General features: G+C 37.9%; 11 protein-coding genes. 5 read left to right on the forward strand and 6 right to left on the reverse strand.

The features are described from left to right. Positions 1 to 8: 8 nt before the first annotated feature. The 5 genes from ACAN52_RS09745 to ilvD form a co-directional block, all read right to left on the reverse strand. Positions 9 to 635 (reverse strand): carbonic anhydrase, encoded by a 627-nt coding sequence (locus ACAN52_RS09745; protein WP_378954526.1) that lies wholly within the window; start codon positions 633 to 635, stop codon positions 9 to 11. A gap of 183 nt (positions 636 to 818) precedes the next feature. Continuing rightward, positions 819 to 1,466: a bifunctional 2-keto-4-hydroxyglutarate aldolase/2-keto-3-deoxy-6-phosphogluconate aldolase gene (locus tag ACAN52_RS09750; protein WP_378954527.1), complete on the reverse strand. Its 648-nt coding sequence runs from the start codon at positions 1,464 to 1,466 to the stop codon at positions 819 to 821. A 15-nt stretch (positions 1,467 to 1,481) separates the two neighbouring features. Further along, positions 1,482 to 3,035, reverse strand: a complete 1,554-nt coding sequence (locus ACAN52_RS09755) for a gluconokinase (protein ID WP_378954528.1) — start codon at positions 3,033 to 3,035, stop codon at positions 1,482 to 1,484. 209 nt (positions 3,036 to 3,244) lie between these two features. Beyond that, the gene (locus ACAN52_RS09760) at positions 3,245 to 4,576 is read right to left on the reverse strand and encodes a GntP family permease (RefSeq protein ID WP_378954529.1); all 1,332 of its coding nucleotides are present in this window, start codon (positions 4,574 to 4,576) and stop codon (positions 3,245 to 3,247) included. A 140-nt stretch (positions 4,577 to 4,716) separates the two neighbouring features. Beyond that, positions 4,717 to 6,363, reverse strand: coding sequence for a dihydroxy-acid dehydratase (ilvD, locus tag ACAN52_RS09765; RefSeq protein WP_378954530.1), 1,647 nt, complete (start codon positions 6,361 to 6,363; stop codon positions 4,717 to 4,719). 300 nt (positions 6,364 to 6,663) lie between these two features. Here ilvD and ACAN52_RS09770 point away from each other — a divergent pair, with 300 nt between their 5' ends. From ACAN52_RS09770 to queF, 3 genes are all read left to right on the forward strand, one after another. Then, positions 6,664 to 7,527, forward strand: coding sequence for a MurR/RpiR family transcriptional regulator (locus ACAN52_RS09770; RefSeq protein ID WP_378954532.1), 864 nt, complete (start codon positions 6,664 to 6,666; stop codon positions 7,525 to 7,527). A gap of 312 nt (positions 7,528 to 7,839) precedes the next feature. Continuing rightward, on the forward strand, positions 7,840 to 9,000 hold the full coding sequence (gene fucO, locus ACAN52_RS09775) for a lactaldehyde reductase (RefSeq protein WP_378954534.1): 1,161 nt from the start codon (positions 7,840 to 7,842) through the stop codon (positions 8,998 to 9,000). A 343-nt stretch (positions 9,001 to 9,343) separates the two neighbouring features. Continuing rightward, positions 9,344 to 9,841 carry a preQ(1) synthase gene (queF, locus tag ACAN52_RS09780; protein WP_378954535.1) on the forward strand — a complete coding sequence of 166 codons (498 nt, stop codon included), beginning with the start codon at positions 9,344 to 9,346 and terminating at the stop codon, positions 9,839 to 9,841. 54 nt (positions 9,842 to 9,895) lie between these two features. On the opposite strand, the gene ACAN52_RS09785 is transcribed toward queF, so the two are convergent. Beyond that, a complete protein-coding gene (locus ACAN52_RS09785; RefSeq protein ID WP_378954536.1) occupies positions 9,896 to 10,399 on the reverse strand; it encodes a hypothetical protein in 504 nt (167 codons plus the stop codon). A gap of 227 nt (positions 10,400 to 10,626) precedes the next feature. Between ACAN52_RS09785 and mutY the strand changes: the two genes are divergently transcribed. Then, the gene (mutY, locus tag ACAN52_RS09790) at positions 10,627 to 11,685 is read left to right on the forward strand and encodes an A/G-specific adenine glycosylase (RefSeq protein ID WP_378954537.1); all 1,059 of its coding nucleotides are present in this window, start codon (positions 10,627 to 10,629) and stop codon (positions 11,683 to 11,685) included. A gap of 228 nt (positions 11,686 to 11,913) precedes the next feature. Then, positions 11,914 to 13,050 (forward strand): acyltransferase family protein, encoded by a 1,137-nt coding sequence (locus ACAN52_RS09795; protein ID WP_378954538.1) that lies wholly within the window; start codon positions 11,914 to 11,916, stop codon positions 13,048 to 13,050. The last annotated feature ends 81 nt before the right edge of the window (positions 13,051 to 13,131 follow it).

The raw sequence follows: 13,131 nt of genomic DNA on the forward strand, positions 1-13,131 counted from the left end.
TTTCTTGTTTAGCCATTAGCCAATAGGAACTCTCCTATATTTTTATCATAAATAAAGACTTCACCAGTTTCGATAATGTAATGCCAACCACTTAATGTCAATTGTCTTGAACTTATTTTTTGGCGGATATAGGGATATGCCATGAGATGTTTGAGTTGTTCCACTACATTAACCTGCTCCATCATCCATTTGCGAGCTTCGGGATCACTATCTGGAATTTCTTTTAAGACGCGATCACGAACAGGGTGAGCCAGCTCGAGCCATTTTCGCGTATGTGGCATTTTAACCAAAAAATCAGAGGGCCTTAGACATGCGGCGCAGCCTCCGCAGTTGGAATGGCCGCAAACAATGATATTTTCCACACCCAAAGCAAGCACTGCATATTCAATTGCTGATGTGGTTGCTACATATTCAGGGGTTTGCCGGTAAGGAGGTACTAAATTGGCGATATTGCGAATAATGAAGAGTTCTCCTGGCAGGGTCCCAGTAATCATGTTAGGGTCCACCCGAGAATCTGAGCAAGTAATGAACAGTGTATGAGGCTTTTGCTCTGCTTTTAATTCCTTAAAAAGATCCCGGTGATCTTCAAAATCGCCACGTCTAAATTTTACTAACCCTTCCAAAAGCCTTTGCATGATTATCCTTCCTTTCGCCAATATATTATAAATCCTTTATGATTAATTAGTAAAATTAAGCATGGTTTAGTCATACATTTTTATAAAGATAATTGTATAAATGGGATATAAGGCTCTTGATGCTTTACGTAGAAGCATGCCTTATATCCCATTTATGGCAAGTACTAGCGGTAGGAAATGTAATTACTTACTAGTTCTAGCCAACTTAATTTGTTCAATGAATTGTTTAGCAATCGTAGTGATGGAATCATAATCCCCAGTTTTTGCACCTGCTGTTAAGCTGCCGCCTGCGCCAACAGCAACACACCCAGCTTTAATCCATTTTTGGACATTATCAACACTCACGCCTCCAGTCGGCATTAGATGAGCATGAGGTAATGGTCCTTTAATGGCTTTAATGAAATCAGGTCCAGACAAATCGCCAGGAAATACTTTAACAATATCTGCGCCGGCTTCCATACATTCAACGACCTCTTTAATGGTCATAGCTCCAGGCATAACGGCCACTCGATAACGATTGCAAAGTTTTACTGTTTCTAAATTTAAACATGGGGCTACGATATATTGTGCGCCACTTAGCAAAGCAATTCGAGCTGTTTCTGCATCGAGGACTGTACCTGCTCCCAGAATGATTTCATCTTCTGAATAGCTTTTTGCTAAATCACTGATAATTTCATGAGCCCTAGGAACGGTAAATGTCATTTCAATGGCATTGACTCCGCCTGCAATACAGGCTTCCGTAATTCGCTTTGCTTGATCGCTACTCTCGGCTCGCACTACTGCGACTAAACCAGTTTCACAGATTCTCGTAATGACTTGTTCTTTAGTCATGATAACAACCCCTCATTATTTACTATATTTATCTTTCCACGTGCGTTGAATTTCAGCGATTTCTTCAAATTCATTTTGTAGATTCCAGTAGACTCGTTCGTAGATACCAAATAACCGTTGGTAGATTTCACGATTTTCTTCATTAGGATAATAAGATTCTTTAATTGTAATAAATTTTTCCACATCTTTTAGATCATTAATCATGCCTAAAGCGTACATTCCTAGAACGGCAGCACCAAAGGCTGATCCTTCTGGTTCGCCAGGTACTTGAATGACTCGGCCAAATACGTCTGCCATAATCTGAACCCAGACTCTTGAACGAGTAAAACTGCCGCCCACTCTGATTTCATTCACAGATCCTGCAACTTCCTCTAACGATTTGAAGATGCTAAACATCCGGTAAATAATTCCTTCGAGTGTCGCACGTACTAAATGACGTTTACCATGATTCAGGTTAAGTCCAAATAGAACTCCGCGTGCATTGGCATTATAATGAGGAGCTCGTTCGCCAGAGAAAAGTGGTAACATAATCAAGCCTTCGCAACCTGCTGGTTTTTGCTCTGCATAACGACCTAAGATTTCATAAGCATCTAGGCCTAATTTTTCAGCTACACGTTGTTCTGTTGCAGCGAATTTGTCCCGTGCCCAACGAAATGCTACTCCGCCATTGCTTAGTGCTCCACCCAAGACCCAGGTATCGCCAGCGAGGTTATAGCACCAAGTACGTTGTTTTTCATCAGCCTGAGGTTTATCGACAATCATTCGAACTGCACCGCTTGTACCAATCATAGCCGTTACTTGACCTGGTTTTACAGCACCTGATCCTAGTGTAGATAATACACCATCGCTAGCTCCTAAGATGATAGCAGTATCTGGACTGATACCAAGCATAGCGGCTATTTCAGGATTAATATTTCGTTCAATATGAGTAGTAGGTAAGACCTCTGCTAAGCGATCAGCCGTAATTCCGATCATATCTAATAAGTCTTGATCCCATGTGCGCGTATGAAGATTGTAAATCGCTGTAGCTGATGCAATGGATTCATCAACAAGGTATTTGCCAAACAGACGGTGGCAGATGTATTCTTTAATCCCAATAAATTTAGCTGTTTGGGCAAAGAGTTCTGGACGTTCATTTTTAAACCAGATGATTTTAAATAAAGGATACATAGGATGAATTGGACAGCCTGTTTTGAAGTATATCGTATTAGCATCATCAGATGCTTTAATTTTCCCAATATAGTCCTGAGCACGAGAGTCAGCCCAGGTTTGCATGCGGTCTAGAGGCTTACCATTCGTATCTACGGGAATGACACTATGCATGACCGAACTAAAGCAAATTCCAGCAATGTCATGAGGACTTAGTTTTGCCTCAGTAATTGCTTCTTTTAATACTTTTAGAACTCCTTGCAATATTTCTTCTGGATCTTGTTCAGCCCAAGCAGCTTGTGGGGTGTGCAAAGGATATTCTACGGATTGACTACCAATGGTTGTACCATCCTGGCAGTAGATGACGGCACGAGAACCTGTTGTACCAATATCGATTCCAATTATTTTTTGATCATTCATGTTAGATAACCTCCTTCAAAAATTACTTTTGATTAATAGACAAGGACAATTAGATAAAGAGTATAGATAAAGATTGGAAGGAAAAATTGACAGGAATGGGATATATTTCATATCCCATTCTTGACGCCACCATATTATATATTGGATAGTATGACTGTACTACATTTTGTGGAATCAGGATAGAAGTTTTTTAATCAATTAAAAAGTTCTTAACCGATGAATGTAGCAAGTAATAAAGTAAATGCTAGACCAGCGACACCAATGATAGTTTCTAGTACAGTCCATGTAGATAATGTTTGCTGAACAGTCATTCCAAAATACTCTTTGATCATCCAGAATCCTGCATCATTTACATGGGAGAGAACAAGTGAACCTGCTCCAACAGCCAGTACCATAAGTTCGGGGCTAGTTCCAGGAGACATAGCGAGAATTGGGGCTACAATACCAGCAGCAGTGAGCATTGCAACAGTGGCAGAACCAGTAGCAACGCGGATAAGAGCAGCGACCAACCAACCGAGAATAATTGGGTTAAGGTGAGCAGATGTTGCGAGCTTAGCAATCTCTGTTCCTACTCCACTATCAAGTAGTACTTTATTGAAAGCGCCACCACCACCGATAACCATTAAAATACTGGCAACGGAAGGTAAAGACTGATCACAGTATTTGCCGACTTGTTCCATAGAAAATCCACGCCATAAACCAAAGGTAAATAAACTAAGCAATACAGAAATTAAGAGGGAGGTGATAGGATTACCAATAAAATTCAATACTAAACGGGTCATAGTACCTTTTTCTAAATAAATATCAGAAATTGTTGATAATAACATCAAGAAAACAGGGAAGAGAATCGTAATAACTGTGATACCAAAGCCAGGCATTTCTTGATCACTACGTCCTGTTTTAACTGCAGTTGTTATGGTTTCTGGGGGCGTTATTTGTATTTTTTTACTAATAAAAGTTGCAAAAACTGGTCCAGCTAAGACTGCGGTTGGTAAACCAACGATGATACTATAAAGAATGGTTTTACCCACATCAGCTTTAAAAATACCTACGGCTGCCATTGCAGCGGGATGTGGTGGTACCAAGCCATGTACAACGGATAAACCAGCAACAAGGGGTAAGCCGATTTTAAGCAATGACATGCCTGTTTCTTTTGCAATTGTGAATACTAAAGGTAATAACAACACAAATCCAACTTGGAAAAACACTGGGATACCAACAATAAATGCGACAAACATCATAGCCCAGTGTACATTGTCTTTACCGAAAGCATCAATAAGGGTGCGAGCGACTCGTTCAGCAGCCCCTGATTCTTCCATTAACTTACCAAGCATAGTTCCTAAGGCGAGTACAATGGCAATGAATCCTAAAGTATTGCCTAACCCTGCCTGAATGGAACCCACTATTTTGTCAAGAGGCATACCTGTGGCTAATCCGACGAAAAAAGAAACAATCATTAAAGATATAAATGGATTGATTTTCATTTTGGTGATTAATATGAGTAATAAAATAATAGCTATGAATACAATTCCCAATAACATACTATAATTCCTCCTTGATTTATAGATCAATTTTTCTAATAGTCTTTTTTGGAGTAAGAAAGGATATTTCTTTCTCGACTAAGATCTCTGCCTGTATTGAGGACTTGGTGTAAACCAAGCCCTCAACATAATTTCTCCTTTCATGTGATTTTTCGGCGTACAGCACCTTTTGATGATGACGTAGTTGTTTGACCATATAGTTTGAGAAATTCACTGTCGTCTCCATGCTTGACTACTGGTTTGGCATTTGCACGACGATGCTTTAACTCCTCATCATCAACTCTCAAATGAATACTTCTTTCAAAAATATTAATATCAATCATGTCGCCATTGTTTACTAAACCAATCGGTCCATCTTCTGCGGCCTCTGGTGAAAGATAACCGATTGATAAACCGCCTGATGCACCAGAAAAACGGCCATCAGTTACGATTGCTACATTGCCGATTTTTCCGATCACTTCTGTAACTCGGTGCATTTCGCGCATACCAGGTCCGCCAATCGGTCCTTCGTAGCGAATGACTACGATATCACCGGGAACAACAGATCCATTATCAATCCCATCCATACAATCTTCTTCTGAATTAAAGACTTTTGCAGGACCTGAAAACTCCCACATGTCTGATGGAACAGCTGAACTTTTCACCACGGCACCCTCTGGAGCGATGTTACCGCGCAGTACAGCAATGCCGCCTTCTGCCGTAAATGCTTTGTCAAAAGATCGTATAATGGCGCCATCAGCAGGTCTAGCATCTACAAGATTTTCGGTTAATGTTTTTCCGTTGATCGCTAAGGTCTCCATGTTCAAGATGGATTTTAATTCATTCATAATCGTAGGGATGCCGCCAACTGGATATAAATCAGCTACAGTATATTCTTGGCTGTTAGGAACAACTCTTGTAATTAAAGGAGCATAGCGGCTAATGCGATCAAAGTCATCATAAGTTACGCTCAGACCACACTCATGGGCAATAGCGGGCAGGTGGAGTACTGTATTTAAGGAACCACCCATTGCCAAGACGACAGCAACTGTATTGTCAAAAGCAGCTTTATTCATAATGTCACGAGGTTTAATATCTTTTTTTACTAAGTCCATAATGACTGTACCAGTATCATAGGCTACTTTATGTCTTAGCTCGCTCAGTGCAGGAACAGCTGCTGACCCTGGCAGAGACATACCTAAGGTTTCTGCGACAATGCACATGGTATTGGCAGTACCAAGAAATGGACATACACCAGCAGTCGGATAATAATCAACAGTCACTTCTACCAATTTCTCTTCATCGATTTCCCCACGAATAAATTGTTGGCGAGCAGCCTTTGATTCAGCAGGTTTGATCTTGTTAATCATTGGTCCGCCTGTGACCATAGTGGCTGGAATATTTAATCGTCCAGCGGCCATCAGCATCGCTGGTACAATTTTGTCACAGGAACCAAGAAGTACCATACCATCAAAAATGCCGTGAGCGCGAATCATGACCTCGATAGAATCAACAATGAGTTCCCGGCTTGGTAATACATATTTCATACCGTTATGACCTTGGGCAATACCATCGCAAATCGCAATAGTGTTAAATTCTAGAGGATAGCCACCGGCTTCAATGATCCCTTTCTTTACATCTTCAGCAAGTTCTCTGAGATGACAGTGACCAGGGACAATTTCATTCCATGAATTAACCACTGCAATAATTGGGCGGTCAAGATTTTTATAAATTGCTCCACAAGATCCTAAATGACCTTTGGCAATTGCTCGTTGATAAGCTGGTAATTTGCTTAGTGTTGTATTCAAAATAGACACACTCCTTTGAAATAATTTATCAAAATTATAAAAATAAATGAATTAAATTTTCAATTATTATAATATAGTGTTTTTTTGTAAAAAGCAATATAAAAAGAAAAAATATTTCTTTTTATATTCAGTAAAAAGAAATAAGTTTTCTGAAAAAAGGAACAGTATTGCATGCCAGTAAGGTGTCTGTTACAATGGTTCTACATAAGAAAGTCCTTGCAAAAGGGCATGAACAGTTTGCTAGAATTAAAATTGCACTTAAATTCAGTCTTCTTTATTTCGAAACTTGGAGGCTATGAAATGGAACGAATCGAAAATACACTCACTTCGTGTTTACCCCGCATACGAAGCGGTTTTAATGACTTAACTAAAACAGAACAAAAAACAGCAACTTATATTCTTGAAAATCCTTCTGAGGTTATACATATGACAATTACAGAGCTCGCTGAAGCTGCACAAAATGCAGAAGCAACGGTTTTTCGTTTGTGCAAAAAATTAGGATTTTCTGGCTATCAAGAGCTGAAAATTGCACTAGCGGGGGACCTGTACTCTCCATTGGAATCCGTTTATAAAGAAGTTGACCCAGTCGATTCCATTGGAACAATGATTGGAAAAATATTCAACGGAATAAATGAAGGGCTACAAGATACCATTAAAATTCTTGATGAAGAAGCTGTTGAAAAGGCCATCAAGGCCATCATCAGCACAAAGCGGATTTATGTTTATGCATCAGGAGGGTCAGCAGTCGTAGCTACTGATATTGAACACCGTTTTATGCGTTTTGGTATTTCAGTACGGGCTTATTCTGATCCACATCTTCAAATAGCATCAGCCACTTTGCTTGAGCCGGGAGATGTAGTCATTGCTGTATCACATACAGGGTCTAATCGGGATATACTTGATGCGGTTAAAATGGCTAATAACAATCAGATTACCACGATTGCAATTACAAGTTATATGCGATCACCACTGAGCCAACTAGCATCAATTGCACTTCATGGTATGGGCAGAGAAATTACTTACCGCTCAGAAGCTATGGCTTCACGACTCATTCATTTGGCAATTGTTGATGTTTTGTATATCGGATCACTTTTGCGCCAGCAAGATAAAATAATCGAAAATATGAATAAAGTACGCAAAGCCATTGCAAAACGTAAAATGTAATACAATTTAATAAAATATTAAAAAAGCAAGAATTACTGTTTATAATAAGAAACAGCAATTCTTGCTTTTTCTTTGTAAATTTTATCAATCATGTTTCATTGAATTTAGTGTAATCAATGAGGAAAATGACAATTTTTTTCAATATTTATAAAGGACAAAGTGGTTCTAATATCATATTATTTTTCATAAAAATAATATGGAAAAGGAATTTATAGTTTCTGCAAATGATGCCCAAGCTTCATTTGTCCTCACTAATTGATAATAAGAAGTATTCTATCAAGAATAATATAATAATAAGAAGGGGTGCTTGTTATGGCAAATCGTATTGTATTGAATGAAACTTCCTACTTTGGAGCTGGTGCAATCAGTGTAATTCCTGGAGAGATTAAACAAAGACTGTTTAAAAAGGTACTTGTTGTAACGGATAAGGAATTATTAAAATTTAATGTTGCACAAAAAGTAACCAAAATTTTGGAAGATGCAGAAATACCTTATGAAATTTATGACAATGTAAAACCAAACCCTACCATTGAAAATGTATTAAGTGGCGTGAAAAAATTTGCCGATTCAAAAGCAGATGTTATTGTTGCCATTGGTGGTGGCTCTTCTATTGATACAGCAAAAGGAATAGGTATTGTTACCAATAATCCAGAGTTTGCCGATGTAAAATCTCTTGAAGGGGTAGCTGATACTAAAAATAAAAGTGTACCCATCATTGCAGTTGCTACAACTGCAGGAACTGCAGCAGAAGTTACGATCAATTATGTCATTACAGATGAAGTAGCAGTTAAAAAAATGGTTTGTGTCGATCCTAAAGATATACCAATCATTGCGATTGTTGATCCAGAACTCATGATTTCTATGCCAAAGGAGCTGACAGCTTCCACTGGAATGGATGCACTGACTCATGCCATTGAAGGTTATATCACAAAAGGTGCCTGGGTACTCACTGATATGTTTGAATTAAAAGCCATTGAACTCATTGCAAAACATCTTGAAACAGCAGTTTTTGAACCCACGAACATTGAAGCTCGTGATGGTATGGGAACAGCCCAATACATTGCTGGCATGGGTTTTTCGAATGTTGGTCTTGGTATCGTTCACTCCATGGCTCACTCCTTAGGAGCTGTTTATGACACTCCGCATGGTGTGGCAAATGCCCTGCTATTACCTTATGTCATGAAGTACAATGCTTCTGCAACGGGAGAAAAATATAGAGAAATTGCACGTAATTTAGGTGTGAAAGATGTGGATAGCCTGAGTGCAGACGAATATCGCAAAGCCGCTGTTGATGCTGTCATTACTTTATCCAAGAAAATTGGTATTCCTCAGAAGCTCGTAGAGATTGGCGGTAAGGAAGAAGACTTACCTAAATTGGCGAAGATGGCATATCAAGATGTATGTACACCAGGAAATCCAAGAGATACATCAGAAGCTGAAATCTTAGAAATTTATAAAAAAGCTTTTAATTGATAATACGATAGTCGGCTATATGTTAATGCTCACTTGAAAATAAACATCTATATTCTCATGTTATATTATTTCAGAAAAAAGTAACCGAGTGGCTATCACTTTTATGTGAGAGCCACTCGGCTTTTTGAGTGTGAGTTTTATAATATCCTAAGAAAAGACTTGGTTTTTGCCAAGTCTATAGATGCAGGCAGAAGTCTTAGTCGTTCTTACTTGGAATCAAGAGAGCATTATACTTTCTTGATTCCGTAAAAATTCTATGCCTTCTGCTACTCATGTTGAAAAGCATCTCTATCAAGTATATAATAAGCTTATAACGATGATATCAAGGAGATAAAGAATTAATATGCCAAGAAGTGAGAAAGAGTTAGAGGGGATCACCCTTTTAGGTAACCAGAATACCCAATATAATTATTCATACGATCCAGAAATTTTAGAGGTATTCGATAATCGACATATTGACAATGACTATTGGGTGAAATTTAATTGCCCTGAATTCACCAGTTTGTGTCCAATCACTGGTCAGCCTGATTTTGCGACAATTTACATCAGTTATATTCCCAACATTAAAATGGTTGAGAGTAAATCCTTAAAGCTATATCTCCTTAGTTTCCGTAATCATGGTGGATTTCATGAAGATGTGGTCAATGTGATTATGAAAGATCTTACTAAATTAATGGAACCACGTTACATTGAAGTGTGGGGGAAGTTCCTGCCACGCGGTGGTATATCTATTGATCCTTATTGTAACTATGGTAAAGAAGATACCAAGTTTGAGCAACTTGCATGGCATCGGATGCAACAACATGACTTGCATTCCATGGACAAAATAGACAATCGATAAAAAACTAAGGTTTTTCCTTGGTGCTAAAGACTTGGTATAAGCCAGGTCTTTTCTCTATATTGCATAATGATAGCGATTAATAATATCCTGGGAAATAATTAAATTGATTCCTGGAGCGCAAGTTGAAAGTAAGCGAGCAGGCTTTGGGATTCCCATAATTTGACCAAGTGTATTAAAGATTGTATTACTATTTTTTTTATAAAAATGCTGCCACAAATTAGGATAAGATAAGTGTAATTCATTTATTTCAGGAATCGAATTTAATGCAGCTTGCCATCGATTTTTAACTTCTACTTCATGACCACTGATGCAAACCACTGTTGGCTGATTGGATTGTAATGACCATACAATCGTGGAGTCGTGAATGACTTGTAATAGATCGGATGAACTTCCGATAGCTCTTGTTACCTTCTCGTAGGGATCAAATGCCAATCCATGGAGCTGATCAATAGGATGATTTGAGTGCGCCAGTACCCAAAAATTGTGACTAAAGGGAGTATATTTGATTTCAAAGGCGCGTGCCTCGATGCTCCAATGATTTGAATGTGTTTCTTTCAACAGTATTCACCTTCTCTCTTGAGATATATTATACATGGTATTGACGAAATTCTCCTTTCCTATTACAATGAAGGCAAAGAGAAGGTTTTGAATTTTGATCAGAGATAAGTATGAAATATAAGCACTATTTATCGTAAAGAAAAATAGTGCTTTTATTATACCTATTTTTACTCTTATCTATTGCTCTATAATGCATAAAAGAATCATCCCCATTAGAAAAGGAGATTATGATGAAGTTAGCTGATTGTTTATTGAATTGGTATGATGAGTGTAAGCGGGACTTACCGTGGCGCAGAGATAAAGATCCCTATAAAATTTGGGTTTCAGAAGTGATGTTACAACAAACGAGAGTAGAGGTGGTCAGAGCATATTTTGAAAGATGGATCGAAAGATTCCCAACTTTACAAAGCTTAGCAGAGGCTCAGGAAGACGAAGTAATCCAGTATTGGCAAGGACTAGGCTATTATTCCCGGGCGCGTAATCTTCATCAAGGTGCTCGAGAGGTAGCGACTTCTTATGATGGTCAGATGCCTATGACGAAAAATGAGGTGGCAGGACTTTCTGGTATTGGTGATTATACGTCAGGGGCTATTTTAAGTATTGCTTATGATCAAAAAGAACCTGCTATTGATGGTAATGTTCTTCGTGTATTTAGTCGCCTGTATTGTATTGAAGGAGATATTGCTACTCCTATGATAAAACGTCAGATTCGTGAACAGGTGGAAAAGGAAATGGCAATTGATCGTCCAGGAGATTTTAATCAAGCATTGATGGATTTGGGAGCAACGGTTTGTATTCCCAAAGCACCTCGTTGTGAAGAGTGTCCGCTGCTTAAATCTTGCTGTGCGAAAGATAAGGGAATGCAGCAGCAATTACCAATCAAAAAGAAAAAAGTGCCACCTGTACCTGTAGAGGTGGTGGCAGGAGTTTTACAAGATGGTGAGCTTTTTTTATTGCGTAAAAGACCTAAAAAAGGCTTGCTTGCCGGGATGTGGGAATTTCCTGCGATTGAAATTCCTGTAGGTGAAAACTCAATGGAAGTATTCCAGAGAGGATTTTTATGTGAAACAGGGCAGGAAGTCCAAATGGCAAAGTTATTATTGCAGTGTATTCATATTTTCAGTCACCGAAAATGGGATATTTCCTTCTATCACTGCACTTATGAAGATGGTAACAGACCTCTTGGAAAAGATCTTTTCTGGGTCAATAAGAGTGACTGGGATAAGATTTCTTTTGCAGGACCACATCGTAAAATGGCAAATTATTTACTGAATGAAATGGATTAACCAGTTTTATAGTAAATAAATCATTTTATTTAAAATGGTAATTTTAGCAGAAATTATCAAAAAGAACGGATCAATTTGTGTTATTATACCTTTAAAAAGTAAAAAATATAATCTACAATAGAAGAATAATCGATATGTGAGTCTGGTGAGGATAGGAAATCGCAAGTATAATGTCATGTTGAAGTCGGATGTTATAGAGACTTAAGATGAATAAAATGAGGTGATTGGATGGAAAATGGTTTGAATAATAGGATGTATTTTTTGGATAATTTGCGCGCTTTTATTGTGCTATTGGTCATCATATTTCATGTAGCTATTGGTTATATGGCTCCTGCACCACAATGGTGGTATGTCATTGATACGCAACACAATCCTATTTTTAATCTATTTGTTATGGACACAGATGTTTTTATTATGCCTATTATGTTTTTAATTGCTGGATATTTTACCGTGCCTGTCTTACAGAAAAAAGAGATAAGTACATTTGTACGAGAAAAATTTTTTCGAATTGTTCTTCCTTGGATTGCCGGGGTATTTCTTTTTGCACCAGCAATTACTTATATGATTTGGTATAGCCGTACAAGTACGCCACCAGCTTATCTATCCTATTTAGGTACTCTTTTTTTTACAGATGTTAATTTTAATCACGCCCACTATTGGTTTTTAGGAGATTTAGCATGGTTTTATTTGGTATCGACGATTATCTATAAAGTCAATCCATCAATGTTCCAACGAAAGATCGAGAAATCAGATCCATCAATAGGATTCTTTTTGTTATTTGGTTTATTAACTGCAGTAGGATTTTTTATTCCAAACCTTTTCTTTCATGCCGATGCATGGCTGAGTAAGTTATATGTTATTTCTTTTCAACCAAGTCGATTCTTCCTGTGTTTATCTTATTTTGCTTTAGGTATCTATGGATGGAAAAATCAATGGTTTACTGAACGAGGTTATATGCCAAGGTTTGCTTGCTGGGGTAGCTTGGGGATTATTATGATGTTGGTATTTACCTACTATCGGATTACATTTATGGATACGACACCAATAACTCTTAAAGCGGGTCATGCACTCGTCCATTCGTTTTTTTGTCTGACGGCTGCATTTGGCTTGATCACTTTCTTTCAGAAATATGTCAATAGTAAAGCCTATTTATGGCGAAGGTTATCAGCCAATTCCTATACGATTTATTATATTCATCAGGGGATTGTTTTGCCCATCGCATATATGATGCAAAAAATAGAGCTATCTGTTTGGGTAAAATATTTTTCAGTGTCCATTACTTGTGTAATAGTATGTTTCTTAGTTTCAGAATATGTCATTACTAAAACTAAGTCACAATTATCATCAAAACAAGAAGTATACTAATTTTATAATAAACAACTATCCCTATCACCTAAAAGTGGTAGGGATAGTTGTTTTCATCAGAAAAATATGGATTGAGCTTGA

Origin of the sequence: Pelosinus sp. sgz500959 (assembly GCF_042610375.1) — a bacterium.
In the GTDB taxonomy this organism is placed as follows: Bacteria; Bacillota; Negativicutes; order DSM-13327; family DSM-13327; genus CTSoil-075.